The organism is Pantoea jilinensis, from assembly GCF_019104105.1.
Lineage (GTDB): Bacteria > Pseudomonadota > Gammaproteobacteria > Enterobacterales > Enterobacteriaceae > Pantoea > Pantoea eucalypti.
The window spans coordinates 22509-48880 of sequence record NZ_CP077746.1; the positions used below are offsets into that span (position 1 = coordinate 22509).

Annotated in this window: 23 protein-coding genes; 8 read left to right on the top strand and 15 right to left on the bottom strand. The window is 54.7% G+C overall.

Annotated elements, in window-relative coordinates:
- Positions 1-99: 99 nt before the first annotated feature.
- The 4 genes from KTJ90_RS00105 to KTJ90_RS00120 all read right to left on the bottom strand — a co-directional run bounded on the left by KTJ90_RS00105 (position 100) and on the right by KTJ90_RS00120 (position 3646).
- Positions 100-1125, bottom strand: a complete 1026-nt coding sequence (locus tag KTJ90_RS00105; RefSeq protein ID WP_003849597.1) for a LacI family DNA-binding transcriptional regulator — start codon at positions 1123-1125, stop codon at positions 100-102.
- A gap of 65 nt (positions 1126-1190) precedes the next feature.
- A complete protein-coding gene (locus KTJ90_RS00110) occupies positions 1191-2171 on the bottom strand; it encodes a LacI family DNA-binding transcriptional regulator (protein WP_003849595.1) in 981 nt (326 codons plus the stop codon).
- A 138-nt stretch (positions 2172-2309) separates the two neighbouring features.
- Positions 2310-2969 (bottom strand): OmpA family lipoprotein, encoded by a 660-nt coding sequence (locus KTJ90_RS00115; RefSeq protein WP_078805075.1) that lies wholly within the window; start codon positions 2967-2969, stop codon positions 2310-2312.
- A gap of 110 nt (positions 2970-3079) precedes the next feature.
- Complete coding sequence (locus KTJ90_RS00120; RefSeq protein WP_182630224.1) at positions 3080-3646, bottom strand: DNA-3-methyladenine glycosylase I; 567 nt, start codon at positions 3644-3646, stop codon at positions 3080-3082.
- A gap of 155 nt (positions 3647-3801) precedes the next feature.
- Between KTJ90_RS00120 and KTJ90_RS00125 the strand changes: the two genes are divergently transcribed.
- The 5 genes from KTJ90_RS00125 to KTJ90_RS00145 all read left to right on the top strand — a co-directional run bounded on the left by KTJ90_RS00125 (position 3802) and on the right by KTJ90_RS00145 (position 8063).
- Positions 3802-4488, top strand: a complete 687-nt coding sequence (locus KTJ90_RS00125; RefSeq protein WP_003849591.1) for a hypothetical protein — start codon at positions 3802-3804, stop codon at positions 4486-4488.
- A 74-nt stretch (positions 4489-4562) separates the two neighbouring features.
- Positions 4563-5243 carry a hypothetical protein gene (locus KTJ90_RS00130; RefSeq protein WP_033743345.1) on the top strand — a complete coding sequence of 227 codons (681 nt, stop codon included), beginning with the start codon at positions 4563-4565 and terminating at the stop codon, positions 5241-5243.
- Positions 5244-5354: 111 nt separating this feature from the next.
- A complete protein-coding gene (gene dnaT, locus KTJ90_RS00135; protein WP_008926380.1) occupies positions 5355-5891 on the top strand; it encodes a primosomal protein DnaT in 537 nt (178 codons plus the stop codon).
- Positions 5891-6631 carry a replicative helicase loader DnaC gene (gene dnaC, locus KTJ90_RS00140; RefSeq protein ID WP_003849584.1) on the top strand — a complete coding sequence of 247 codons (741 nt, stop codon included), beginning with the start codon at positions 5891-5893 and terminating at the stop codon, positions 6629-6631. The genes dnaT and dnaC overlap by 1 nt, the downstream gene beginning before the upstream one ends.
- Before the next feature lie 298 nt (positions 6632-6929).
- Positions 6930-8063 (top strand): ROK family protein, encoded by a 1134-nt coding sequence (locus KTJ90_RS00145; protein WP_003849580.1) that lies wholly within the window; start codon positions 6930-6932, stop codon positions 8061-8063.
- Between the two features lie 58 nt (positions 8064-8121).
- Here KTJ90_RS00145 and xylR read toward each other — a convergent pair whose 3' ends face one another.
- The 4 genes from xylR to xylF all read right to left on the bottom strand — a co-directional run bounded on the left by xylR (position 8122) and on the right by xylF (position 13112).
- Entirely contained in the window at positions 8122-9300 is a 1179-nt protein-coding gene (gene xylR, locus KTJ90_RS00150) for a D-xylose utilization transcriptional activator XylR (RefSeq protein WP_003849577.1), read from the bottom strand.
- Between the two features lie 93 nt (positions 9301-9393).
- Positions 9394-10578, bottom strand: coding sequence for a xylose ABC transporter permease XylH (gene xylH / locus KTJ90_RS00155; protein ID WP_003849574.1), 1185 nt, complete (start codon positions 10576-10578; stop codon positions 9394-9396).
- Complete coding sequence (locus KTJ90_RS00160; protein ID WP_003849573.1) at positions 10571-12091, bottom strand: xylose ABC transporter ATP-binding protein; 1521 nt, start codon at positions 12089-12091, stop codon at positions 10571-10573. Before KTJ90_RS00160 ends, xylH begins: the two co-directional genes overlap by 8 nt.
- A 28-nt stretch (positions 12092-12119) precedes the next feature.
- Positions 12120-13112: a D-xylose ABC transporter substrate-binding protein gene (gene xylF / locus KTJ90_RS00165; protein WP_003849571.1), complete on the bottom strand. Its 993-nt coding sequence runs from the start codon at positions 13110-13112 to the stop codon at positions 12120-12122.
- A gap of 344 nt (positions 13113-13456) precedes the next feature.
- Between xylF and xylA the strand changes: the two genes are divergently transcribed.
- The 3 genes from xylA to KTJ90_RS00180 all read left to right on the top strand — a co-directional run bounded on the left by xylA (position 13457) and on the right by KTJ90_RS00180 (position 17264).
- The gene (xylA, locus tag KTJ90_RS00170) at positions 13457-14779 is read left to right on the top strand and encodes a xylose isomerase (protein ID WP_003849568.1); all 1323 of its coding nucleotides are present in this window, start codon (positions 13457-13459) and stop codon (positions 14777-14779) included.
- A gap of 17 nt (positions 14780-14796) precedes the next feature.
- A complete protein-coding gene (xylB, locus tag KTJ90_RS00175; RefSeq protein WP_499025740.1) occupies positions 14797-16239 on the top strand; it encodes an acetate and sugar kinases/Hsc70/actin family protein in 1443 nt (480 codons plus the stop codon).
- 539 nt (positions 16240-16778) lie between these two features.
- Positions 16779-17264, top strand: coding sequence for a hypothetical protein (locus KTJ90_RS00180; RefSeq protein WP_008926378.1), 486 nt, complete (start codon positions 16779-16781; stop codon positions 17262-17264).
- A 1217-nt stretch (positions 17265-18481) separates the two neighbouring features.
- On the opposite strand, the gene KTJ90_RS00185 is transcribed toward KTJ90_RS00180, so the two are convergent.
- From KTJ90_RS00185 to glmS, 7 genes are all read right to left on the bottom strand, one after another.
- Positions 18482-19723 (bottom strand): MFS transporter, encoded by a 1242-nt coding sequence (locus KTJ90_RS00185; protein ID WP_003849555.1) that lies wholly within the window; start codon positions 19721-19723, stop codon positions 18482-18484.
- Between the two features lie 104 nt (positions 19724-19827).
- Positions 19828-20562, bottom strand: coding sequence for a phosphate signaling complex protein PhoU (phoU, locus tag KTJ90_RS00190; protein ID WP_003849553.1), 735 nt, complete (start codon positions 20560-20562; stop codon positions 19828-19830).
- 17 nt (positions 20563-20579) lie between these two features.
- The gene (gene pstB, locus KTJ90_RS00195; RefSeq protein WP_003849550.1) at positions 20580-21353 is read right to left on the bottom strand and encodes a phosphate ABC transporter ATP-binding protein PstB; all 774 of its coding nucleotides are present in this window, start codon (positions 21351-21353) and stop codon (positions 20580-20582) included.
- 44 nt (positions 21354-21397) lie between these two features.
- Positions 21398-22288, bottom strand: coding sequence for a phosphate ABC transporter permease PstA (gene pstA / locus KTJ90_RS00200; protein WP_003849548.1), 891 nt, complete (start codon positions 22286-22288; stop codon positions 21398-21400).
- Positions 22285-23247, bottom strand: a complete 963-nt coding sequence (pstC, locus tag KTJ90_RS00205; RefSeq protein ID WP_003849546.1) for a phosphate ABC transporter permease PstC — start codon at positions 23245-23247, stop codon at positions 22285-22287. The genes pstA and pstC overlap by 4 nt, the downstream gene beginning before the upstream one ends.
- A gap of 86 nt (positions 23248-23333) precedes the next feature.
- Positions 23334-24377, bottom strand: coding sequence for a phosphate ABC transporter substrate-binding protein PstS (gene pstS / locus KTJ90_RS00210; RefSeq protein WP_003849544.1), 1044 nt, complete (start codon positions 24375-24377; stop codon positions 23334-23336).
- Positions 24378-24542: 165 nt separating this feature from the next.
- Positions 24543-26372 (bottom strand): glutamine--fructose-6-phosphate transaminase (isomerizing), encoded by a 1830-nt coding sequence (gene glmS / locus KTJ90_RS00215; protein WP_039658675.1) that lies wholly within the window; start codon positions 26370-26372, stop codon positions 24543-24545.

The window sequence follows — 26372 nt, forward strand, 5'->3', positions numbered from 1 at the left end:
AAACCCTAAATGGAACCGGTTCCAAAGCAAAGGAGCAAACTGTGAAATTATGATCGTGCTCACGAAGCGAGCACGTAAACGGAAGGTTAAATCTGAAATTCAGCCCAGAGGCTGGCTTGAGCCGCGAACAATCAGTTCACCAGAGAAGACCTGCTCGCCAACCGGCACATCACTGCCCTCAATACGGGCAATCAGGCGTTCCAGTGCACTGAAGCCAATCTGCCAGGTGGGTTGTTTCAGCGTGGTGATACCGACACCGGCCAGCGCCGCCCACTCCAGTTCATCAAAACCGAGCAGGCCGATATCGCGACCCCAGTGCAGATTGAGTCGTTGTAACGATCGCGCCACCTGCAGCGTCAGCGCCCCGTTGGCGACCATCACCGCGCAGCGTTTGCCGGTATGACGCTGATGGAAGGCCAGCAACGCCTGGTCCAGCGCATCGGGCTGATGCAGCCCCACTTCAGTATTCTCATGCTCAACCTGAGGATGCGTTGCCAGCAGCTGGCGGAAAGCCTGCAGACGCTCGCGGCGAGTGTTGACGCTGCCCAGCGGCTCACTCAGAAACAGCAGTGCGTTATAGCCATTGTCGACCAGATGGCGCGTGGCTGTTTCAGCCGCTTCGGCGTTATTCAGTCCCACTACATCGCAGGGAAAATCGGGGATTTTTCGGTCAATCAGCACCATTGGCAGCAGGGATTGTTGCAGATGATTCAGCACCTCTTCACGCATACCGACCGCGTTAACCACGATGCCTTCTACCTGATAGCTGCTAAGCAGTTGCAGATAGTGCTGCTCCAGATCCACTTCATTATTGGTGTTACACATCAGCAGGGTAAAACCCTGCTCGCGGCAGGCGGCTTCAATACCGCTCATCACATCGACGGAATAGGGATTGGTGATATCGGCAATAATCAGCCCGATCAGGCGGGTACGTCCGCGCTTCAGGCCGCGCGCCATCTGGCTTGGACGATAGCTGAGATCGGCAATCGCCTGCTCAATCCGCGCTTTTAAACCGTCAGAAAGCAGATGCAGCTCGCCATTGAGATAGCGTGAAACGCTGGTTTTGCCCGTTCGTGCCGCGTGAGCAACATCGCTGATGGTGGCACGAGGCGGCCTGATTTTCATGAGATATCCTGCGAAATGAGAAACCAGGCAGAGACTAGCACAAGCAAAGCTCACCGCAAAAAGTGCTATACCGGTAATTGCAGCCAGGGTTGCCAAAGGGTCTGTAACGTTTCCGGTGGTGCGCCATTGATCAGCTGGATGACCATTTCAGCCACCTGCTCTCCGGCCTGGTGCGGTGTTGCCTGGCGAATAGCGACAATGGGATGATCGAGAATCGCATCACGCGGCAATCCCTCCCAGCCTGCCAGCAGAATGGCACGCTCACCTGCTGACCGTCCTGCCTGATGCAGTGCCAGAGCGGCGCCTTCAGCCAGCACAGCGCAGTCGGTGATAATCACTTCCGGTACCGCCGCCTCTGCCAGCCACTGCCTGGTTTGCTGATAGCCGGCACGGCGAGACGGCGACACAGCCGCCATCGCATAAGGTGCGACATCGCCCAGCGCGGTCAGATATCCCTGACGACGCTCACGCACCTGCGTGCTGTGTTCGTTGCTGCCGAGCCAAGCTATCCGCTGCCGTCCCTGCGCCAGCGACCAGCTCACCGCCATCTGCGAACCCGCGAAGTGATCCACATCAAACCAGGCATAAGTGGGTGGCAGATCGCTGCGGCCCAGCGCCAGAAAGCGAAAATTAGCCTGAAGCAGCGCATGAAGTCGGCTGTCATCGGGCGTAGTGTGACCGACGATAAGGGCATCCACGGCCCCACTGCGCAACAGATGTGTCAGTGTCGACTGACTCTGCTGCTTATCCATCAGTAACAGCAGATTAATGTCATGACAGGCAAGGTGATGATCCAGCGACAGCAGCATGTCGCTAAAGTCGCTGCCACTCAGAGAAGATGCACTGATCGGGTAGATAAGACCCACCGCGTTAGCGCGACCGGTTTTCAGACGCCGCGCCGCTGCATTGGGTCGGTAGCCGCGCCGCTGCGCTTCCTCTTCGATACGCTTACGCGTTTCGTGAGCAACGTCCTGATAACCATTAAGGGCACGACTGACCGTCGTCACGGAAAGGCCTAAAACCGTAGCGATGGCTTTAAGAGACATGAGGAAACATTCTCTGATCAATTTTTGATCAGGCTACCATAAAGCGTCTGCTGGCTCTATTCGCCGAAACATTACTGGTTCTTTTAGCGGAAGGCTTTACAGAAAAAAGACGCCCCAGGTCGGGGGCGCGCGCGATTATTACAGTGGGCTGAGCGTGATCTCAACACGACGGTTTTGTGCTTTGCCTGCTTCGGTGCTGTTGGTGGCAACCGGATTATCCGGGCCTGCACCCTGCGTACGCAGGCGATCGCTGGCAACACCCTGCACGATCAACGCGCTGGCAACACTTTCAGCACGCTGTTGAGACAGGCGCATGTTCAGTGCACGGCTGCCAGTGCTGTCGGTGTAACCTACGACGTTTACCGCTGTTTTCGGATACTCTTTCAGCACCATTGAAACACCGGTCAGGGTATTTGCACCGGCCGGTTTCAGATTGCTGCTATTAGAGTCGAAGGTGACATTATTTGGCATATTCAGAACGATGTTATCGCCATTACGGGTCACGCTGACACCCGTGCCGCGCATTTTGTCGCGCAGTTTCGCTTCCTGTACATCCATGTAGTAGCCCACGCCACCGCCCAGTGCAGCACCGCCAGCGGCACCAATCAGTGCGCCTTTACGACGATCTTTTTTCGACGAGGAGAGCACGCCGACACCGGCACCCACGAGTGCGCCCAGGCCCGCGCCCACGCCTGACTTACCCGCCTGAGATTCGCCGGTGTAAGGATTGGTCGTACACCCTGGCAGGGCCAGGCTGCCGCTTAATAACAAAGTGATGGCGATTAATTTTTTCTGCATTTTTGTTCCCTTACATTCGACACACAGGGGAAAACCTTTCCCATAAGTGGCACGATTATGCCGCCTGATGCCAGGGAATGTAGTGCGGAAAAATCCTGATTTAACGGGAATCACGTCTTTTGATTGTCAGGATGACAAAAACAGTTGCTCTGATGATCGTTTATCAGCCCACAGGCCTGCATAAAGGAGTAGCAAATTGTGGGGCCGATGAATTTAAAACCACGCTGTTTTAACGCCTTAGAGAGCGCAATGGCGTGCTCTGACGTCGTGGGTGCCTGGCTGTAATCAGAATAATCGTGAACGATTTGCACGTTATCGACAAATTGCCAGACGAAGTGGCTGAAATCCTCGCCTTTCGTCTCCATTTCAAGATAAGCACGCGCGTTAGCGATAATGGCCGCGATTTTACCCGCGTGGCGGATAATGCCGCTGTTGAGCATCAGCGCGTCAATATCTGTGGAATCCATCAATGCTATGGCCTGCGGATCAAACTGGTGAAAGGCCGCCCGATAGTTTTCCCGCTTTTTCAGCACGGTGATCCAGGATAATCCCGCCTGCTGCCCTTCCAGACAAAGCATCTCAAACAGCGCGCGCTTGTCTCTTTGCACCACACCCCATTCACGGTCGTGATAGGCCAGATAGAGGGGATCCTGCGTTACCCAACCACATCGTTGCATCACTTTTTTCCTTTAATGACGTGAAAATTCTGGCGGTCCGCTTGATCTTAGAATTTATCGGTTGATAGTTAAACAACCACCGGTTAAATAACAGAGACGGGCCGAAAATTTAATTAAGACGCCGGATAATAACTTCAGTTTTGCCCGGAGAAGCGATGGTGCCGAGAAGCGGTTGGAAAGGTCTGCGGACCTGCTGTGCTGTATGCCTGTTACTCTTAACGCAACCGACTTTTGCCCGCGGTGGCACCTCTGCGCCTCAACATCCCGTCTTCTCTCCCGACTACGACACGATCCTGGCGGAGAAGATCGCCCTGAACCCACTCGCCTTCAGCGATGAAAGCCGCGCCCTGTTTGAAGCCGCCATTAACTCGCCTACCGCATCCCCCATTGCCCTGCACAGTGAAACCGGCAGCGTAGGCACTACGCCGCTGGGAAAACGCTATCGGGCGGGCGTTGACCTGCCTATTGCCCCGTCACTCACCACCGGACCCGTGGCGCAGTATGCGGTCGATCCGCAGCAGATGAACTGTCTGCAATGCGATTACAGCGATCAGCAGAGCCGTGAGCAGAGCGCCAGCGTCGGCTGGCGCATTGATTCGAAACAGGGATGGATATCGCCCTGGGCGCAGCTGAGTTATCACTATCTGATGGCCGATACATCGCAGAATCCCCGGCGCGAGGCAACCAACGGCTCTGATCAATCCGATGGCATTGATGTGAGCATCGGTGCACAAATGCCACTCAACGCGAATCTGGCGGCTTTTGCTGCGTTTTCACAAAGTGAGGCGCTGAATAATCAGGAGCAGCAACTTTATACCTTTGGATTCAGTGCCAGCTTCTAGCGGGGCATAAAATGAGAAAGGGAATCGGGCGTTTAAAATATAATGAGTCCGCTAATCATTATACCGGTAACCTTATGCGCAACGATTTGACAATTATTGGCCGCGAAATAGCGGTTTTCCTTCTGGCAGCTCTGGTTCTCGCGTTGACTATCGTCCCTGTCTACATTGATGTGGCCTGGATGAACGACGCGCTCCACGAAACCTCTTTTACTGAAACCACCCAGGAATGCATGCTGGCGATGATCGCCGCACTGTTCTTTATTGCGGCTCGCCGTCGTCCCGCTCAGCGCGGGGCGCTGACCTTAGTGGCGGGCTTTTACAGCTGCATGCTCATCCGCGAACTCGACTTTGTTTTTGATACTTTTCAGCACGGCAGCTGGGTCTGGTTTGCTCTGGCCGTTACGGCGGGTTCGCTGGCTGTCGCGCTGCGGACGCCAAAAAAAACCGTGCATGCGCTGGCGAATCTGCTGCTGCATCGCAGCTGGCCGGTGATGGCCTCTGGCTTCTTAGTGGTGCTGGTCTTCTCCCGCCTGTTTGGTGTGCATGCGCTGTGGCAGCATCTGATGCTGGGAGATTACAACCGCGTGGTGAAAAACATGGCCGAAGAGGGTACCGAGCTTCTGGGATACAGCCTCTGCTGGCTCGCCTCAGTGCGCTATTTGTGGCAGACCCGTCCGGCTGCTGCGGGTGTCCGGGTACAAATCACCGAATCTGCACCGGCCCGCCACGCGACCTCCACGGTCACCTCACACTGATCCGCAGCGTTGCTTTTTAAGCGATCCGCACCCTTAAAACAGGTACAATAAACACTTCTGCGTCGGTGATGGGTTCCCGACGCAAGGTGTTCGTTAACCTCAGGTCTTTTCATGTCAGCTAAAATCTTAACTTCAACGCTTATTGGCCTGGATGCCTTCCGACAGGATCCGCTGACTGCCCTGCAGCAGGCGGAAAAGGGCACGCTGGCGGTGTTAGATAACTATGCGCCGGTGATGTACGCCATCACACCGACGCGTCTGGCTGAGCTGCTGGCGCTGGAAACCGCCGCCCGGCAGCCAAATGATGTGGCGCTGGATGACAGCCTGTATGACGACGCGCCCGCCGCGATTCATACGCCGGCAGGCAAGTTCGCCATGTATCAGGGCTGGCAGCCGGATGCCGACTTTACCCGTCAGGCCGCCATCTGGGGCGTGGCGCTAAGTGAACCGGTGACGCCCAGCGAGCTGGCGGCCTTTGTGGCCTACTGGCAGGCCGAAGGCCGGATGTTCCATCATGTGCAGTGGCAACAAAAGCTGGCGCGCAGCATTCAGATGAACCGCGCCGCAAACGGCGGGCAACCGAAGCGTGATATTACGCAGTTGCCTGATCCTGACCGTACCATTCCCGATGGTTTCCGAGGTGAATGATGAAAACGCCCAACGATCTCTTTAACCGTCTGAAAAGAATGATGCCTGAGGGCACCCGGCCGAAATTTGCCAATGGTGAAGAGCTGCTGGCGTGGAATCAGGAGCAGGGTCGCCTGCGTTCAGAGGCGATTGTGCGTGAAAACCGCGCAATGAAAATGCAGCGCGTGATGGGCCGATCCGGTATTCGTGAGCTGCACATGAACTGCTCATTTGATAATTACCGGGTAGAGAACGAGGGACAGCGCAAAGCGCTGGAGCTGGCACGTCAGTACGCTGCCGAATTTGATGGCAGCATCGCCAGCTTTGTCTTTTCAGGACGTCCCGGCACCGGTAAGAACCATCTGGCTGCCGCGATTGGCAATGACCTGATTCTGCGCGGTAAAAGCGTGCTGATCGTGACGGTGGCCGATCTAATGTCGAGTATGAAGGGCACCTTCAGCGGCAGTAGCGGCATTACCGAAGAACGGCTGATTCAGGATCTCAGCAGCGTTGATCTGCTGGTGATTGATGAAATTGGTATGCAGAGCGAATCGCGCTACGAAAAAGTGATCATCAACCAGATAGTTGATCGCCGTTCTTCGTCGAAACGACCGACCGGCATGTTATCTAACCTCGACCATGCAGGTATGAATGCACTGCTGGGTGAACGCGTCATGGATCGTATGCGGCTCGGTAACAGCCTGTGGGTGCGTTTCGACTGGGAAAGCTATCGCAGTCGGGTGCGCGGCGACGAATATTAATCAGTGACCCGGCTGTGCCGGGTCACTGCGTTAATCGGGCCTGATGTTCCGCATCCTTGCCATTCACCACCCTTGCTTTGTCTTTCTCCCCTACCCGGCGCAGACAACGGTGCTGCACCCGCAGTCTCGCCCGCTCCGCCGGTACCACAGAACACCCGTGTTAATCCGGCAATCCGATCATCATCACGATCTCCGCCACCGTCGATTGGGTTGTGTGAAACAGCACGCAAAGTGTGGGATGAAGAATCCGCATGGGCTGATACACTCAATTGTTACTCCTCTGTTGAGTGAACCCGTGATGAAAACGAATGGCAAAGGCCCTGCACTACTGAGACTGAATAACCAGAAACGGGTGATGAGTCAGCTGCGTAAGCTGCGCGTGACGTCGCGTCAGGATCTGGCGGAGGTGCTGACACTCAGCAAAAATACCGTCTCATTAATCATTGATGACCTGCTTGAACAAGGCCTGATCGAAGAGCTGGGCCCGGTCAGCGTGGCGGCCGCCGGACGGCCTAAAATCGGGATTACCCTCAGGCCAGAAAAACTTAAGAGCGCAGGCATTATGGTGGAACGCAACGTGGTCCACTGGCGGGTCTGCGACTATTTTTCCCAGGTACTGGCTGAAGCGACACTACGTACTGATACCAGTAATCCGACCCGCCTGCTGGCTGAGCTGGCCATGCTGTGCCGTGAACTGACTGAGCACTATCCCGATTTGCTCGGCATTGGCCTGGGCTTTCCCGGCATCGTTGATCCGCGACGCGGCTGGATGCACATTTCATTGCCGCTTGAATGGCAGGATGTTGACCTGCTGAGCGCGCTACGCAAGCACGTTCGTCTGCCGATTCGCATTATGAACAATGTTAAAGCCGCCGCGCTGCTGGCTGTTGATCAGCGTGGATTATCGGTGGAGAGCAGCCATTTTTATCTGCGTATTTCAGAGGGGATTGGCGGCGCACTGGTACAGCATGGCGAAGTCTTTACCGGCCACAGCTGGACGGCGGGCGAGGCCGGCCATCTGGTTGTCCAGCCCGAAGGGCCGCGTTGCAGTTGTGGTCGTCGGGGTTGCCTTGAAGCGCTGGTCAGTCAGCCTGCTATTAAACAACAGCTGGCACAGCGTCAGCCCGGGCTGAGCTGGCAGAACCGCGACAGCGCGCCACGCGTGGTGGATGAGGTGATGGCGCTGGCAGGTGGCTATCTGGGTGCGGCACTGAGTCAGATTATGCTGCTGCTCAATCCCGCCACAATCATCATTGATTGTCCGTGGAACGCCAGTGAGCGCTTCTGTAAGGCGGTACGCGATACCGCACACGGTAACGCGCTGGCTTTTACCGCCGCGCATACTCAGCTGCAGTTCCCGGAGAACCGGATTGACCCGGCTAACGGGCTGGCACTGGCGGTGCTGGAGGAGAGGGAGCAGCGGGTGTTTTAGTGCCCCGGTCCGTGCTTTTTTACCCGATATCCATCCCCGCCAGACTCACCCTTTCCTGCTACAACACATTCTCACCAAAATGCTGGCGATACTCTTTTGGAGTGGTGTCGTAGCTTTTGCGGAACACTGAATAGAAGTATTGCAGCGAAGGGTAACCGCACATTTGCGAGATCTCATTGATATTGAGCGATGAAGAAGCCAGCAGTTCGCGCGCTTTTTCCAGTTTTTCGCGATGAATCATGGCATGAATGGTGTCGCCGGTCTCATCACGAAAGCGTTTTTCCAGATTAGATCGCGACAGCCCGACCGCATCCAGCACCTGTTCCACCTTAATGCCCTTACAGGCGTTAAAGCGGATGTAGTGCATTGCCTGAATCACCGCCGGATCGCGCAGTGAGCGGAAGTCGGTTGAGCGCCTTGCGATGACTTTCACCGGCGGCACCAGAATGCGCTGAAGGGGCAGAGGCTGATTATCCAGCAACCGGTGCAGCAGTTTGGCCGCCTGATAACCCATCTGCCGTGAACCCTGCGCCACGGACGAGAGCGCGACGCGTGACAGATAGCGGGTCAGCTCCTCATTATCAATCCCGATCACCGTTAACTTTTCCGGTACAGGTATTTTCAGGTGTTCACAGGCTTGCAGCAGATGTCGCGCCCGGGAGTCAGTCACGGCGATAATGCCGGTTTGCGGCGGCAGTGTCTGCAGCCAGTCGGCGAGCCGGTTCTGCGCGTGCTGCCAGTTTTCCGGCGCGGTCTCCATGCCCTGATAGACCACGCCCTGGTAACGCTCACGCCCTACCAGCTGACGAAATGCCTGTTCCCGCTCCTGCGCCCAGCGCTTGCCACTGGAGGCCGGTAAACCATAAAAGGCAAAGCGGTTGATGCCCTTCTCTTTCAGATGCAGAAAAGCTTTCTCCACCAGCGCGGCGTTGTCAGTGGCGATGTAATGCACCGGAGGATAATCTTCCTGGCGATGATAAGAGCCACCCACGCCGACAATGGGGACAGAGACATTCGACAGCAGAGCTTCGATAGAGCGATCGTCGTAATCGGCGATCACCCCATCACCCAGCCACTCACGGATGTTGTCGATGCGGCAGCGAAAATCTTCTTCGATGAAGATATCCCAGTCTGTCTGCGACGCCTGTAAATACTCACCGACGCCCTCAACCACCTGACGGTCATACACTTTATTGGCGTTAAACAACAGCGTAATGCGATAACGTTTATCATGCATGATGGCGCGTTCCCTTAAATCCTTAGCGCATTGCATAACACGGCTGAAAGGGGCAAAAAAATTGTTTGCGCCACAATGTGATCGCCCGCGCGATTACACCCGACGCCGCGTTGCGGTATCCATCCACACCGCCAGCAGCAGAATCGCGCCTTTGACGATGTACTGCCAGAAAGTCGGCACATCCATCATGCTCATGCCGTTATCCAGCGAGGCCATGATAAAGGCCCCCATGACCGCGCCCGCAACCGACCCCACGCCGCCCGCCAGGCTGGTGCCGCCAATGACGCAGGCGGCAATCGCGTCGAGTTCCGCAATATTACCCGCCGATGGTGAGCCTGCACCCAGCCGCGAGCTGAGGATCAGCCCGGCAATCGCCACCATCACACCGTTGATGGCAAACACCGCCAGCTTGGTGCGCGCCACGTTAATGCCAGAGAGGCGGGCTGCATCTATGTTGCCGCCGATAGCGTAGATACGACGGCCGAATGCGGTGCGGGTTGCCATAAACATGCCCGCCAGCAGCAGCACAGCCAGCAACAACACCGGCGTAGGTACGCCACGATAATCATTGAGTAACCAGATGGCACCCAGCACTAAGATAGCCGTGATCGCCTGACGCCCCACGGTGCCGCTTGCTGCGCCCTGTGGCAGGCCGAGTTGCTGACGACGCAGCCGCAGCCGCCATTGCCAGAGTGTAAACAGCGCCAGACCTGCAACACCAAAGCCGAAACCGACACCGCCCGGCAGATAACTCTGTCCAATCTGCGACATGCCCGGTGTAATCGGCGCAACGGTGGTGCCATCGGTAATGCCGACCAGAATACCGCGGAACGCCAGCATCCCCGCCAGTGTCACAATAAACGACGGCACTTTGCGATACGCCACCCACCAGCCATTCCAGGTGCCGAGCAGCAGTCCCATCACCAGTGTGACCACGATGGTCAGCGGCAGCGGCCAGCCGAGCCAGACGTCAAAGATTGCCGCCGCGCCGCCCAGCAGACCCATCATAGAACCCACTGACAGGTCGATCTCCGCCGAGATAATCACGAACACCATGCCGACCGCCAGAATGCCGGTGATAGCGGTCTGTCGCAGCAGGTTGGAGACGTTACGCGCACTGAGCCACGAGCCGTCGGTAGTCCAGGTAAAGAACAGCGCAATCAGCACAATCGCGCCCAGCATCACCAGAACCTGCAGGTTGGGCAGCGTGAACCTGCCCGGTGACGGTTTGCCCGGCGTACCTGAGAGGCGGCTTTGGGTACTTTCACTTTTAAGCATAATGTTCACTCCGCAGGGCAGCTTCCATCACCTGCTCCTGAGTCAGATTATCGTTAATCAAATCGGCTTTGATCTGCCCTTCATGCATCACCAGAACCCGATCGCTCAGGCCCAGTACTTCCGGCAGCTCAGAGGAAATCACAATCACCGCGATACCCTGCTGAACCAGCGCATTGATCAGCAGGTAGATCTCCTGACGGGCACCCACATCAATGCCGCGTGTCGGTTCATCCAGGATCAGGATTTTTGGATTGAGCAGCAGGCACTTCGCCAGAATCGCTTTCTGCTGGTTGCCGCCGCTTAAACGGCCAATCGGCAGTTCCGATGAGGAGGTTTTTACGCGCAGCCGACTGATCGCGTCGTTGATCGCTTGCTGCTCCTGCGCTTCATCCAGCGTCGAGAGTCGGTGACTGAACTGATCCAGTGCCGCCAGGGTAATATTTTTGCCCACCGCCATCAGCGGCACGATGCCATCCTTTTTGCGATCTTCCGGCACCATCGCAATGCCGTGCGCAATCGCGGCACGGCAATCAGTGATGTTGACCTGTTTGTCGTTGATCCAGATATCACCCTGCCAGCGCCCAGGCCAGACACCAAACAGGCACTGCACCGTTTCAGTCCTGCCTGCGCCGACCAGCCCGGCAATGCCAAGGATTTCACCGCGTCTGAGTGTGAACGAGACGTTGTTGACGCGGCGGATGTGGCGGTTAACCGGATGCCAGGCGGTGAGATTGTCCACTTTGAGTATCACATCGCCAATCTGATGCGGCGCATGGGGATAGAGCGCGGTCAGCTCGCGTCCGACCATCATGGTGATGATGTCATCTTCGCTCAGGCCTGCCGCAGGACGGGTGGCAATATGCTGGCCGTCACGGATTACGCAGATGGTGTCGGAGATCGCCTTGACCTCGTTCAGCTTGTGCGAGATGTAGATGCAGGCGATACCGTGTTCACGCAGATTACGAATGATGCTCAGCAGCACATCCGTCTCCTGCTCCGTCAGAGAAGAGGTCGGCTCATCCAGAATCAGCAGCCGGACCTGTTTGTTAAGGGCGCGGGCAATCTCCACCAGCTGCTGCTGACCCAGGCCTAACTCGCCCACGCGGGTTGCAGGCGAGACGTTCAGCCCGACCCGCGCCAGCAGTTGCTGGCAGCGCAGGGTCATGGTTTCATCATCCACCATGCCGAAACGACTCAGTTCGGCGCCGAGGAAGATGTTCTCCATCACCGTCAGTTGCCGCACCAGCGCCAGCTCCTGATGGATAATCACAATGCCTTTACGTTCGGTATCGCGAATGGTCTGTGCCTGAATGTCGTCGCCAGAGAAGTGAATCTGTCCCTCAAAATCGCCGTGCGGATAGAGTCCGCACAGGATTTTCATCAGCGTCGATTTGCCCGATCCATTCTCACCGCACAACGACATCACTTCACCCGCCTCAAGTTGCAGGCTGACATCATTCAGCGCCTTAACAGCACCGAAACGTTTGGTGATGTTTTTCATTTCCAGCAGCATCGACTGTTCTCCCTCACGCTATGCGCGGTCAGAGTTCGCTCTGTTTGTGGAAACCGTCTTTCACCACGGTGCTTTCGATATTGTCTTTGTTAACCGGAATCGGCTTCAGCAGCCGTGACGGCACATCTTTCAGGCCATTGTTCAGCGTGCTGTTGCTGGCGGGTGTTTTGCCCTCACCCAGTTCGACGGCTATTTTCGCCGCTTCGGTGGCCAGCTCCGTGATCGGTTTGTAAACCGTCATGGTCTGCGTACCCGCTTTGATACGTTTAATCGCGGCCAGATCGGCATCCTGTCCGGAGATCGCCACTTTTCCGGCCAGCCCCTGCGCGCTAAGGGCCTGAATGGCACCGCCTGCGGTGGCATCATTTGAGGCAACGACCGCATCAATGTGGTTACTGTTGGCGGTCAGGGCATTTTCCATAATTTTCAGGGCGTTTTCCGGCAGCCAGGCATCGACCCACTGATCGCCGACAATTTTAATGCTGCCGTTATCAATATAAGGTTTTAACACTTTCATCTGTCCGGCACGGAACAGGCGGGCGTTATTATCCACTGGCGAACCGCCCATTAAAAAATAGTTGCCCTTAGGCACCTGTTTCACAATGCTTTCGGCCTGCAACTCGCCCACTTTTTCATTATCGAAAGAGATATAAAAATCGATATCGGCATTATTTATCATTCGGTCATAGGCCAGCACTTTAATGCCTTCCCGTTTCGCTTCAGCGACAACGTTACTCAATACCTGACCGTTGTAGGGAATAATCACCAGCACATCGACACCGCGATTGATCATATTTTCAATCTGCGACATCTGTGTCTCTTCGTTGCCGTTGGCTGACTGAACAAACACCTTAGCACCCAGTGTTTCCGCCTGTTTAACGAAAATATTGCGGTCTTTCTGCCAGCGCTCAAGGCGCAAATCGTCAATCGCCATGCCGATCTTCACTTCTTTTGCCACGCTGGTCTGGCTGAACAGCGCCAGCGCCGCGCAGGCGGCGAGCAGTGCATGTTTCATCTTCATTGTGATCATCCTGTAGGTTGAGGCTATTGTCGTTTCAGGCCTATAAACCAGGCGGATGAATTGTTGCCCTTCTTCTCCGGTTACAGCAATTACTGATTTTTATCCGGCTATTACGTTTTTTGGTTTATTTCATTTTTTATGAGCGCGATCGAGGTTTCATCTTTTTAAGACAAGAGAGTGAACAGGTTAAATCATCCCGTTAATAACATTATTTTGCGAGACAGCGCACAAATAATAATTATCTGATGCCCGTTATGAAATATCGTAATTGAGCTGAAGCCACAGCCCCTATTGAATATTGCTTCAACGCAGACCATTCGGGTACTGATGCTAAGGAGCACACCATGCACGCTTATTTCGATCAGATCGATCGGGTTCGTTATGAAGGCACCCAGTCGACGCATCCTCTTGCTTTCCGCCACTACAATCCCGATGAGGTCATCCTCGGCAAGACCATGGCGGAGCATCTGCGCTTTGCTGCCTGTTACTGGCACACCTTCTGCTGGAATGGTGCAGATATGTTTGGCGTGGGGGCTTTTGATCGCCCATGGCAGAAAAGCGGGGATGCGCTACAGCAGGCAAAACTAAAGGCGGATGTGGCCTTTGAGTTTTTCCATAAACTGAATGTGCCGTGGTACTGCTTCCATGACGTTGATGTCTCACCTGAAGGTGATTCGCTGCACAGCTACAAAGAAAACTTTGCCGCTATGACCGATAAACTGCTGGAGAAACAGCAAGAGACTGGCGTGAAACTGTTGTGGGGCACGGCCAACTGCTTTACCCATCCGCGATACGGGGCTGGCGCTGCCACTAATCCCGATCCGGAAGTCTTTGCCTGGGCCGCGACGCAGGTCTGCAGTGCTATGCAGGCGACCAAAACCCTGGGCGGCGAAAACTATGTGTTGTGGGGCGGACGGGAAGGCTATGAAACGCTGCTGAATACCGATCTGCGCCAGGAGCGCGAGCAGATTGGCCGCTTTATGCAAATGGTGGTCGAACACAAACATAAAATTGGCTTCCAGGGCACGCTGCTGATTGAACCGAAACCGCAGGAGCCGACTAAGCATCAGTATGATTATGATGTCGCGACGGTGTATGGCTTCCTGAAACAGTTCGGCCTGGAGAAAGAGATCAAGGTTAACGTGGAGGCCAACCACGCCACGCTGGCGGGCCACTCTTTCCATCATGAAATCGCTACCGCTATTGCGCTGGGTATTTTTGGTTCAGTCGATGCCAACCGCGGCGATCCGCAGTGCGGCTGGGATACCGATCAGTTCCCGGTCAGCGTGGAAGAGAATGCACTGGTGATGTATGAGATCCTTAAAGCGGGCGGCTTTACCACTGGCGGCTTAAACTTTGATGCCAAAGTGCGTCGTCAGAGCACCGATAAATATGATCTCTTCTACGGTCATATTGGCGCGATGGATACCATGGCGCTGGCGCTGAAAGTGGCGGCTCGCATGATCAGCGATGGTGAACTTGATAAGCGTGTGGCACAGCGCTACAGCGGCTGGAATGGTGAGTTCGGTCAGCAAATTTTGAAAGGTGAGTTTTCACTGGAGGCACTGGCGGCGCATGCTCAGCAGCAGCAACTCAATCCGCAGCATCAGAGCGGACGTCAGGAGCAGCTGGAAAATCTGGTGAATCACTACCTGTTTGATTTCTAACCCTTCAGGAGCAGAGCATGTTTATCGGGATCGATTTAGGCACCTCTGGCGTCAAAGTGGTGCTGATGGATGCACAGGGCAACGTGGTGGCGACAGAAACGTCGCCCCTGCAGGTTTCGCGTCCACAGCCCTTGTGGAGTGAACAGGATCCCGAAAGCTGGTGGCAGGCGCTGGAGCTGGCTATGCAGGCGCTGAGCGCGAAGCAGGACCTGCGTGCAGTGCAGGCCATCGGGCTGAGCGGACAGATGCATGGTGCCACGCTGCTCGACAGCGCTAACCAGGTATTACGTCCGGCCATGCTCTGGAATGACGGACGCAGCGAGGCGCAGTGTTGTGAGCTGGAACGGAAGGTGCCGGATTCACGGGCTATCACCGGCAACCTGATGATGCCCGGCTTCACAGCTCCCAAGCTGCTGTGGGTGCAGCAGCATGAACCGGCCATCTTCAGTCAGATTGCTCACGTGCTGTTGCCCAAAGATTATCTGCGCTGGCGATTAAGTGGCGACTTCGCCACTGATATGTCCGATGCCGCAGGGACAATGTGGCTGGATGTGGCGCAGCGTGACTGGAGCGATGTGATGCTGCACGCCTGCGATCTCTGCCGGGAGCAGATGCCGACGCTCTATGAAGGCAATGCCCTGACGGGCACTCTACATGCTGAACTGGCAACACGGTGGAAGATGAACGCGGTGCCGCTGGCTGCGGGCGGTGGCGACAATGCTGCAGGTGCGATAGGTGTCGGCATGACCGAACCCGGTCAGGGAATGCTGTCGCTGGGGACATCGGGCGTCTACTTTGTGGTAAGCGACGGCTATCTCAGCAATCCGGCGCGCGCGGTACACAGCTTCTGCCATGCGTTACCGCAGCGCTGGCATCTGATGTCGGTGATGCTCAGCGCAGCCTCCTGTCTGGACTGGGCAGCAACGCTGACCGGATGCAAAGATGTTCCTGAGCTGCTGGCTGAAGCGGAGCGCGCACGCGATGACGTACCCGGGTTATGGTTTTTGCCCTATCTTTCCGGTGAGCGTACGCCGCATAACAACCCGAATGCACTGGGCGCCTTCTTTGGCTTTACCCACCAGCATGGCCGGCCTGAGCTGGCACGATCGGTGCTGGAAGGGGTGGGATTTGCTCTGGCGCAGGGCATGGATGTGCTGCATGAGTGTGGCGTGCAGCCAAAGAGTATTATGTTGATCGGCGGCGGCGCACGCAGCACCCTGTGGCGTCAGATGCTGGCGGATATCAGTGGCCAGACGCTGGACTATTGCCACGGAGGTGAAGTGGGTCCGGCTCTGGGCGCCGCAAGGCTGGCGCAGCAGGCGCTGAATCCGAAAGTCACCGTCCCGACGCCGACTCTGGTGCAGCGGCATCAACCGGATCCGGACAAAAGGGTACATTACCAGTCACGTCGGGAGACCTTTTCAATTCTGTATCAGCAACTTCTGCCGCTCATGAAGTAATCCGTCCAGGATGCCCGGTTTAGCAACCGTTTGGCCTGGCATCCTTCCTTATTGCTACTGCCTCTTACTGTTCAGCCGCTGCCGTATTAACGCGTCTCCTGGCGCAGTATCAATTAATGGCCCCCGTCGATAATAAGGTTTAATGCTGGCGTATGCCGATAAGCCAGGCTGGCGATGTTGTCTGCCGGTGTGCGAAGCAGGCGGATACTGTTTACCACCTTGCCCCACTATTCTTTGCACTGACGCTTAATCAGTCAACACCAGAAAAGTGTATCTCAGCTAACTGCCAGCTTATTTCGCTGCTACACTAAAATGCTTCTGTTTTACGTAACGTGAAATTCAGCGTTGATTCAGATTGCGCGGGTTAAACCGGTTAAATACCTTCACGCAAATTAAAACGATTTTTTGGGCGCGCGCATTTAGTTCCAGGCGAGTTATGCAATCATTATCTGCCCGACAATAGAAACTATAATAATAAGAATCAATATCATTATCTTTCACCTGATATATTCAGGTCCAGTAATGCTTAAGGAATTAGCATGTTAAAAGCAATGAAATACTACATCAGCAATCATTATGAGAGCGGAACGTTGTTACATCGGGAAGGGTGTAATTTAATTCCGAAGTCTCTCGACGATCGGACATTTATTGGCACCCTTTATACAGCGCTGCAGGCAATGACCGTAGCTTTACAGCATCACCACGAAGTTGGCCGATGTCTGGTATGCCTGAAACAACCCAATAATGGTCAGGCTGACGCAATAGAAGAAGGAAGTATCAAATCTTTCACGAAGCCAGCTACCACCCTGGTTCAAAGGACTGCGGCCAAAGCAAAGAAGAGGCCTGCGATAGCAGGCCATACGTGCCAGCTAGCTGAAAGATCTGGCATCACACATGCTAGGGTGATGCTGAATAAAAACCCTGAGCCCCAGCAGATATTGGGTCCACAACGGGTGGTGAAGATAAAGAATGGCCTGCAGGTTGTTGCGGTGCAACATTCCCCCTTTCACTGGCAGAGTGAGTAGCACCTGACAACAGAATAAAGTACCTGAAGCAAGTCGCTGACTTATGCCGCAAGCAAATTACTCCGCCTGCGGCTTTTTTTTGGTATTACGCTGTGCGGTAACGGCGCATTACATCCACACCCTGCATGACGATATTACCCACGCTCATCTGACGATAAAAAAAAGACCTGGATAAAATTGTTTAATGATTTACTGCCACACGCAATAATAACGCTCATCAATTATACCCTTAATGTAATATTTACAGGCTCAGCCAAAGTTATATTGATCAAATATTTTGATCTTATTGTCGATTTTAAAATCACAATTATTGAATCAAACCTCAGTGCGTATAAAATAAGAACTCTTTTAACTCAGGTTCTTATGGCTTTTTTTATATGTCTTTATTCTTACTCATCGTAATGATTTATGAAACGGACTAATGTTTGCGAAACAACAAATCAGTAACTTAGCAAAACTATCCTTCTTAGATTCTAAAGCAAAAAAGGATTTATCTGTACAAGGTATTTATTTAGCCCAAATAAAAATGTTTTTTAACTTTAAAATTAAATGCTAAATTTATTTAACGCAGACGAGCTAATGTGAAAACCGCAATCATATTAATTTCACATGGATTCAGACGCTGCTTTTACAGGTTATGGCTAACCTTAAAAAGCGCATTTTTAAATTTTCGTTTGTTACACACAGCAAAAGGATATGGCATGTATAAGGCCATGAAATTCTACGTCAGCGATCATTCAACCGGAGGATTGCTGCTGCATCGGATGGATTGTCCGCAGCTGCCTTCAGAGACAAGGCGGGCATTTATAGGAAGTTGCTATACTTTCAATCAGACACTTAGCGTAGCCAGGATAAGCTATACGGGTGTGATGGCATGTCCATTCTGTGCCAGTAAGCCTGATATAAAATCAGTTAAGTCATAAGCAAATTTGGTGTTAAAAAAAGCGACAAGACCCAGAAAGAAATTAATCTGATCAAAAATTGATCTCATCGGAATCTGATAATTTTATTGCCAGTGAGATTAATTGAGTGTGTAAGCTCTCTGAATAAATCCCTCTGTATCCGCTTGATATATGTTATCAACCGCACTCTATCCTGAAATAGAGTGCGGATTTTTTTCTCATCTTGCTGATCATCTACTGAGATGACGATTGTGAATCCTGTTGCTGAACCCGAATAGCTGAGATGACAGTCACAGCTCCTGCTTCAGGTGAGCATCAGCCAATGGCCCCCAGCGTATCTTCCTGACTCTGTTTCTTCGGCAGCAGGAACAGCGTTGCCACAATATCCAGCAGATAAATCAGCGCCAGCAGGGTAATCGCCGCTGTGAACGAGAACTGGCTCGCCAGCAGGCCAATCACGACCGGACCAAAACCGCCTACGCCACGCCCAAGGTTGAACAGGACGTTCTGCGCGGTGGCACGTACCTGTGGCGGGAAGGTATCGGAAATCAGCGCCCCATAGCCGCCAATCATGCCGTTAACAAACATTCCCATGATGGCGCCGGTAAAGAGCATGATGTTCGGGTCACGCAGCTGCGCATAGACCACCACCATCACGACAGCGCCAAACTGATAGAGCAGGAAAATTTTCCAGCGTGCAAAGCGATCAGCCAGCACGCCAAACAGCCAGATGCCAAAGGTCATGCCGACGACGGTCACGGCGGTCCAGAGGCCCGATTTTGTCAGGCTGAAACCAAAGCTGGAGGAGAGGTAGCTCGGCATCCAGATCATCAGCCCGTAGTAGCCAAAATTCTGGACGGAGCAGAGGATAAAAATGCCCAGGCTGGCTTTAGCGGTAGCGCGATCGCGGACCAGCAGCTTCAGGCGTGCCGGAAACGAGAGTGACGGCACATGTTTAACCTGTCGCTGATACGCCTCAGGTTCTCCCATCCCGCGACGAATGGCGAACGAGACCAGCGCAGGCAACAAACCAACCAGGAACATGCCACGCCAGCCGATAATATTCAGTAGCGGTGGCGTGATAAAGGCCGCCATCAGCACGCCCAGCTGCCAGCCGATACCGACCCAGGCTGAGGCACGATTACGCTTCTCCGCAGGCCAGGCTTCGGCAATCAGCGCCATACCGATCCCAAACTCGCCGCCCAGCCCCACACCTGCCAGCGTTCGCCAGGCGAGCAGATCCCAGTAGCCCTGCGCCACCGCGCACAGGCCGGTAAAGATAGAGAAGACCAGAATCGTGACGGTCAGCATGCGGATGCGACCATAACGGTCGCTGAGATGACCAAAGACGATGCCACCGATGACCGCGCCGATCAGCGTCCAGGTCACCAGCGATCCTGCCTGTGATGGATTGAGCGCCAGCGAAACACTGATAGCCGGCAGCATAAACCCGAGTATCAGCAGGTCAAATCCATCCATGGCATAACCGCTGACCGCAGCCAGCATCGCTTTGCCCGGCGTTACGCCCGGTTTAGATTGGGGAGAAGGAGACATCATTGCGCACCTCAGAGAGTAAAGTGCCGCAATTATAAAGAGAGTTCAGGAGGTGACCAATCAGAAAGGCTTATCCCTGCGCCTGTCTGGCACAGGGATAAGGTGTATCAGGAAGGTTTGTTGCTGCCATCGTCACCCGACAGTAATTCATCGAGCCGATCCCCGCCCACATGACGAAAATCCTGACCTTTGACGAAATAGAAGATGATTTCGCAGATGTTCTGGCAACGATCACCGATGCGCTCAATGGCGCGGGCGCAGAACAGTGCCGTCAGCACGCTGGGAATCGTGCGCGGATCTTCCATCATGTAGGTCATCAGCTGACGAACAATGCCTTCATACTCTTTATCCACCTTCTTATCTTCACGGTAGATGGTAATCGCTTCATTGAGATCCATACGTGCAAAGGCGTCGAGCACATCATGCAGCATCTGCACGGTGTGACGTCCCAGCGACTCAAGGCTCACCAGCAGCGGAAGATGCTGTTGACCAAATTTCTCCAGCGCCGTGCGGCTGATCTTCTCCGCCACATCGCCAATGCGCTCCAGCTCGGAGATCGTTTTGATGATCGCCATCACCAGACGCAAATCGATCGCGGTTGGCTGACGTTTGGCGATGATGCGCACGCAGGCTTCATCAATCTCCACTTCCATCATGTTGACCTTCTGGTCGCCGTCGATCACCCGCTGCGCCAGTTCGCCATCCAGATTATGCATCGCGGTAATAGCATCAGTCAGCTGCTGCTCGACCATGCCGCCCATGATCATCACCTGGGTACGGATATGCTCCAGTTCGGCATTGAACTGACCGGAGATGTGCTTATTCAGATTCAGATTATCCATGTCGTTCTCCTGTCAGATCAGCCGTAGCGGCCAGTAATATAGTCTTCGGTTTGCTTCTGCGCGGGCTTGGTGAACAGCGTGTCAGTATCGCTGAACTCAATCAGTTCGCCCAGGTACATGAAAGCGGTATGGTCAGAGCAGCGTGCTGCCTGCTGCATGTTGTGCGTCACGATCACCACAGTGTAATCCTGCTTCAGCTCGGTGATCAGCTCCTCGATACGGCCGGTGGAGATGGGGTCCAGCGCGGAGCAGGGTTCATCCAGTAGCAGGACTTCCGGACGAATCGCGATGCCGCGGGCAATACACAGACGCTGCTGCTGGCCGCCGGAAAGACTGTAACCGCTCTGATGCAGCTTGTCTTTGGTTTCATTCCACAGCGCCGCTTTGGTCAGCGCCCACTGTACGCGCTCATCCATATCGGCACGTGACAGCTTTTCAAACAGACGCACGCCGAAAGCGATGTTGTCATAGATCGACATCGGGAACGGTGTCGGCTTCTGAAACACCATGCCGACGCGGGCGCGCAGCAGCGCGATATCCTGCTGTGTCGCCAGAATATTTTCGCCATCCAGCAGAATGTCCCCTTCGGCCCGCTGCTCCGGATAGAGTGAGTACATCTTATTGAAGGTACGCAGCAGGGTAGACTTACCACAGCCCGAGGGCCCGATAAACGCGGTCACCTCATTCTTAGCGATATCCAGATTGATGTTCTTCAGCGCATGAAACTTGCCGTAATAGAAGTTCAGATTACGGACCTGAATTTTATCGGCTGATGCTGTCGCGATACTCATAATTCATCTCTCTTATACGGCGCCGCTCAGGGCCGCGCCGGAAGTTAACCGTGTTTACCTTTGGCGAAAATGACACGCGCGACAATGTTCAGCAACAGCACGCAAAGGGTAATGATCAGCACACCCGCCCAGGCCAGGCTCTGCCATTCGGCAAACGGGCTCATGGCGAATTTAAAGATGGTGACCGGCAGGTTCGCCAGCGGCTGCATCATGTCGGTGCTCCAGAACTGGTTCGACAGTGCCGTAAACAGCAGCGGGGCTGTTTCACCTGCGATGCGGGCAATCGCCAGCAGCACGCCAGTAATGATGCCGGAGACCGAGGCTTTCAGGGTGATGGCCGAGATCATCTTCCACTTGGGCGTGCCGAGCGCATAAGCGGCTTCACGCATGCTGTCTGGCACCAGACGCAGCATGTTTTCAGTGGTACGAATCACAATGGGCACCTGCAGCAGAGCCAGTGCAATCACCCCGGCCCAGCCGGAGAAGTGCTGCATCTTCGCCACCACCAGGGTGTAGACGAACAGGCCGACCACAATGGAGGGTGCTGAAAGCAGAATGTCGTTAATAAAGCGAATCACTTCTGACAGCGCCGATTTGCGACCATATTCCGCCAGGTAAATACCCGCCATGATGCCCAGCGGCGTACCAAAAAATGTAGACCAGAAAATCAGCAATCCACTGCCCGCCAGGGCGTTCGCCAGACCGCCGCCCGCGGTATTCGGCGGTGGCGTTGATTCAGTGAACAGGGACCAGGAAAGCCCATCTACGCCGCGCGTTACGGTGGTAAACAGGATCCACACCAGCCAGAACAGACCAAATGCCATGGTCAGCAGCGACAGCGTCAGCGCAATTTTATTTTTAGTACTGCGCCAGGACTGCATTTTACGGCGCGATGCGTCCAGTTCGGCACGCGCCTGAATTTCAATCGTGGTCATGAGCGCGCTCCTTCACTTTTCTGCAGTCGCATAATCATCAGCTTTGAAATCGCCAGCACGATAAAGGTAATCACAAACAGGATCAGTCCCAGCTCCATCAGCGCGGCAACATGCACGCCCGACTCCGCTTCTGCAAACTCGTTAGCCAGTGCTGAGGTAATGCTGTTACCCGGCATAAACAGCGACGGGCTGTCGAGCTGGTAGGTGTTGCCGATAATAAAGGTGACCGCCATGGTCTCGCCCAGCGCACGACCCAGTCCCAGCATCACACCACCAATCACGCCATTTTTGGTAAAGGGCAGTACGACGCGCCAGATCACTTCCCAGGTGGTGCAGCCGATACCGTAAGCAGACTCTTTCATCATCACCGGGGTCTGTTCAAACACGTCGCGCATCACCGAAGCGATGTAAGGGATGATCATGATTGCCAGAATCACCCCTGCCGCAAGAATACCGATACCAAAAGCGGGGCCGGAGAAGAGTTCGCCGACAATCGGAATGCCCGACATCACGTCATTAACCGGCGTCTGAAAATATTCGGCGAACAGCGGCGCGAAAACAAACAGGCCCCACATGCCGTAAACGATACTCGGGATAGCCGCCAGCAGCTCAATAGCCGTGCCCAGCGGGCGACGCAGCCAGGCGGGTGAGAGTTCAGTCAGGAACAGCGCGATACCGAAACTCACCGGCACGGCAATAATCAGGGCAATGATGGAGGTTACAAGGGTGCCGTAGATCGGTACCAGTGCACCAAATTGTTCGTTGGGCGCATCCCAGGTTTTGGTCCACAAAAAGGCGAAACCAAACTTCTGGATGCTGGGCCACGAGGAGATGATCAGGGAAACAATAATGCCGCCCATCAGTAACAGTACAATCAGCGCAGCCAGTCTGACCAGCGCGCCAAAAATCTTATCACCTTGTTTACCCGGGGCTTTGAATGCCGGCTTCGTTGCAGCCATAGAAGTCTCAGTCTTCAGAAGTTATCAGGGCGGCATGAGCCGCCCGTTGGGTCTGACCGGACCGCTGCCCGGTCAGGGTCGGTCAATTACTGATAAAGCGCTTTACCAGAACTGTCTTTGATGTTGGCTTTCCAGGCGGCGCGAATCTGCTCGGTCACGCTCTCTGGCAGCGCAGCATAATCCAGCGCAGTGGCGGTTTTGCTGCCTTTCTTGTAAGCCCAGTCGAAGAACTTCAGTACTTCAGCGCCTTTGGCCGCATTCGCCTGGTCTTTGTAGATCAGAATGAAGGTGGTTGAGGAGATTGGCCAGGCATCAGCGCCCTTCTGGAAGGTCAGATCCTGTGCGAACGATTTGCTCCAGTCTGCGCCTTTCGCGGCATTGCTGAAGCTGGTTTCGCTTGGTGCCACCGCTTTACCATCAGCATCCATCAGTTTGGTGTAGGTCAGGTTGTTCTGTTTAGCGTAGGCATATTCAACATAACCGATTGAACCCGGCAGACGCTGAACAAACGCGGCGACGCCGTCGTTGCCTTTACCGCCCAGACCCACTGGCCAGTTAACGGTGTTGCCTTTACCAATTTTGCTGTTCCAGTCCTGGTTCACTTTCGCCAGATAGCTGGTGAAGACGAATGAGGTGCCTGAACCATCAGCGCGACGCACCACGTTGATGTTGGTTTCCGGCAGTTTCACGCCCGGGTTAAGTTTGGCGATCGCCGGGTCGTTCCACTTTTTGATGGTGCCGAGATAGATATCGCCAACGGTCTTGCCATCCAGCGTCAGCTGGCCTGACTTGATACCGGGCAGGTTAACTGCCAGTACCACACCACCGATCACGGTAGGGAACTGGAACAGGCCATTTTTCTGCAGATCTTCATCTTTCATTGGCGCATCGGACGCACCGAAATCAACGGTTTTGGCGATGATCTGTTTAACGCCGCCAGATGAACCGATGCCCTGGTAGTTAATTTTGCTACCGGTGGCTTGCTGATATTCTGCTGCCCACTTGGCATAAACCGGCGCCGGGAACGTCCCGCCTGCGCCAGTGAGATCGGTGGCCGCAAAAGCAGATACCGCGCTTACGGCGAAGGTGGTGGCGAGGATTCGGGCTACGGTGCTACGCATCAGTGTCATGTTCCCTCCAGGGGAGAAAAGTCAGGCTTGGGGCCGTTTTAGTAAGAGTCTGTGATTGCTGCAGGAGGGAAAATAGGACAGTTTGATGACAGTGAAATGTACGAAATATGACAGTTATATGACAGAGGGCCAGAATGAAGTGGGCCCGCGACGGGGCCCACCAGGTTATTCCACGGTAACGGATTTTGCCAGGTTACGAGGCTGATCGACGTCGGTACCTTTAATCAGGGCAACGTGATAGGAGAGTAGCTGCAACGGCACGGTGTAGAAGATGGGGGCAATCACCTCTTCAACGTGCGGCAATGGGATAATCTTCATGCCGTCACTGTCGCTGAAGCCCGCATCCTGGTCGGCAAACACATAGAGCAGGCCGCCGCGTGCGCGCACCTCTTCGATGTTGGATTTCAGCTTCTCCAGCAGTTCGTTGTTAGGTGCCACCACAATAACCGGCATGTCCGCATCAATCAGCGCCAGCGGGCCATGTTTCAGCTCGCCTGCGGCGTAGGCTTCCGCATGAATATAGGAGATCTCCTTGAGCTTCAGCGCCCCTTCCATGGCAATCGGGTATTGATCGCCACGACCCAGGAACAGCGCATGATGTTTGTCAGAGAAGCCTTCAGCCAGATTCTCAATCAGCTTATCCTGCGCCAGCATCTGCTCAATCCGGTTCGGCAACGCCTGCAGGGCATGAACGATCTCATGTTCAGTCTCAGCAGACATCCCTTTCAGACGGCCCAGTTTCGCCACCAGCATCAGCAGCACCGCTAACTGGGTAGTGAATGCTTTGGTGGAGGCGACGCCAATTTCGGTGCCCGCTTTGGTCATCAATGCCAGGTCAGATTCCCGCACCAGTGACGAACCGGCCACGTTACAGACCGCCAGCGAGCCCAGATAGCCCAGCTCTTTAGAGAGACGCAGCGCCGCCAGGGTATCTGCCGTTTCACCCGACTGCGACAGGGTGATCAGCAGGCTGTTTTTGCGCACTGCTGACTTGCGATAGCGGAACTCAGAGGCGATCTCCACATCACAGGGCAGGTTAGCCAGCGACTCAAACCAGTAGCGTGACACCATGCCAGAGTTGTAGGAGGTGCCACAGGCGATAATCTGGATATGCTCTACCTGGCTCAGCAGCGCTTCTGCGCCCGCGCCCAGCTCGCTGAGATCAACCTGACCCTGACTGAACCGACCGCTCAGCGTGCTTTTCAGCGCCATCGGCTGTTCGTAGATCTCTTTCTGCATGTAGTGACGGTAAATACCTTTGTCACCGGCATCATATTGCAGATTAGATTCGATCTCGGCACGCGTCACGGTGTTGCCTTCGCGGTCAATAATCGTGACATCACGACGACTGATCTCGGCGATATCACCCTCTTCCAGATAGATAAAGCGGCGGGTCACTGGCAGCAGGGCCAGCTGATCTGAAGCGATAAAGTTTTCACCCATCCCACGGCCAATCACCAGCGGGCTGCCGGAGCGGGCCGCCACCAGCAGTGAGGGATCGCGGCTATCCATGATCACCATGCCATAGGCACCGCGCAGCTGTGGAATCACACGCAACACCACTTCGCGCAGTGAACCGCCCTGCTTCTGCTCCCAGTGAACCAGATGCGCCACCACTTCGGTGTCGGTTTCAGAGGCAAAGACGTAGCCGCGCGCGATCAGCTCAGCGCGCAGCGGCTCATGGTTTTCAATGATGCCGTTGTGCACAATGATAATGTGCTCTGAGATGTGCGGATGCGCATTCGCTTCCGACGGCTCGCCATGGGTTGCCCAGCGCGTGTGCGCGATGCCGGTGCCACCAATCAGCGGTTGCTGTTCAGCGGCTTCTGCCAGCTTCTGCACTTTTCCTAAACGTCTCAGGCGCGTGACGTGCCCCTGACGATCGACCACGGCCAGACCGGCCGAATCATATCCGCGATATTCAAGACGACGCAGACCTTCCAGCAGAATTTCTGCGATATCGCGTTGTGCTACTGCACCAACAATTCCACACAT

Bases quoted from the DNA above. Each gene is read 5' to 3' on its own strand.
- KTJ90_RS00105 (WP_003849597.1), bottom strand. From the start codon at position 1,125: ATGAAAATCAGGCCGCCTCGTGCCACCATCAGCGATGTTGCTCACGCG.
- xylF (WP_003849571.1), bottom strand. From the start codon at position 13,112: ATGAAGATGAAACATGCACTGCTCGCCGCCTGCGCGGCGCTGGCGCTG.
- pstC (WP_003849546.1), bottom strand. From the start codon at position 23,247: ATGGCTGCAACGAAGCCGGCATTCAAAGCCCCGGGTAAACAAGGTGAT.
- glmS (WP_039658675.1), bottom strand. From the start codon at position 26,372: ATGTGTGGAATTGTTGGTGCAGTAGCACAACGCGATATCGCAGAAATT.
- KTJ90_RS00120 (WP_182630224.1), bottom strand. From the start codon at position 3,646: ATGCAACGATGTGGTTGGGTAACGCAGGATCCCCTCTATCTGGCCTAT.
- pstB (WP_003849550.1), bottom strand. From the start codon at position 21,353: ATGAGTATCGCGACAGCATCAGCCGATAAAATTCAGGTCCGTAATCTG.
- xylR (WP_003849577.1), bottom strand. From the start codon at position 9,300: ATGCATGATAAACGTTATCGCATTACGCTGTTGTTTAACGCCAATAAA.
- xylA (WP_003849568.1), top strand. From the start codon at position 13,457: ATGCACGCTTATTTCGATCAGATCGATCGGGTTCGTTATGAAGGCACC.
- KTJ90_RS00145 (WP_003849580.1), top strand. From the start codon at position 6,930: ATGAAAACGAATGGCAAAGGCCCTGCACTACTGAGACTGAATAACCAG.
- KTJ90_RS00160 (WP_003849573.1), bottom strand. From the start codon at position 12,091: ATGCTGCTGGAAATGAAAAACATCACCAAACGTTTCGGTGCTGTTAAG.
- KTJ90_RS00115 (WP_078805075.1), bottom strand. From the start codon at position 2,969: ATGCAGAAAAAATTAATCGCCATCACTTTGTTATTAAGCGGCAGCCTG.
- KTJ90_RS00185 (WP_003849555.1), bottom strand. From the start codon at position 19,723: ATGATGTCTCCTTCTCCCCAATCTAAACCGGGCGTAACGCCGGGCAAA.
- KTJ90_RS00180 (WP_008926378.1), top strand. From the start codon at position 16,779: ATGTTAAAAGCAATGAAATACTACATCAGCAATCATTATGAGAGCGGA.
- KTJ90_RS00125 (WP_003849591.1), top strand. From the start codon at position 3,802: ATGGTGCCGAGAAGCGGTTGGAAAGGTCTGCGGACCTGCTGTGCTGTA.
- pstS (WP_003849544.1), bottom strand. From the start codon at position 24,377: ATGACACTGATGCGTAGCACCGTAGCCCGAATCCTCGCCACCACCTTC.
- dnaT (WP_008926380.1), top strand. From the start codon at position 5,355: ATGTCAGCTAAAATCTTAACTTCAACGCTTATTGGCCTGGATGCCTTC.
- phoU (WP_003849553.1), bottom strand. From the start codon at position 20,562: ATGGATAATCTGAATCTGAATAAGCACATCTCCGGTCAGTTCAATGCC.
- xylB (WP_499025740.1), top strand. From the start codon at position 14,797: ATGTTTATCGGGATCGATTTAGGCACCTCTGGCGTCAAAGTGGTGCTG.
- pstA (WP_003849548.1), bottom strand. From the start codon at position 22,288: ATGACCACGATTGAAATTCAGGCGCGTGCCGAACTGGACGCATCGCGC.
- xylH (WP_003849574.1), bottom strand. From the start codon at position 10,578: ATGCTTAAAAGTGAAAGTACCCAAAGCCGCCTCTCAGGTACGCCGGGC.
- dnaC (WP_003849584.1), top strand. From the start codon at position 5,891: ATGAAAACGCCCAACGATCTCTTTAACCGTCTGAAAAGAATGATGCCT.
- KTJ90_RS00130 (WP_033743345.1), top strand. From the start codon at position 4,563: ATGCGCAACGATTTGACAATTATTGGCCGCGAAATAGCGGTTTTCCTT.
- KTJ90_RS00110 (WP_003849595.1), bottom strand. From the start codon at position 2,171: ATGTCTCTTAAAGCCATCGCTACGGTTTTAGGCCTTTCCGTGACGACG.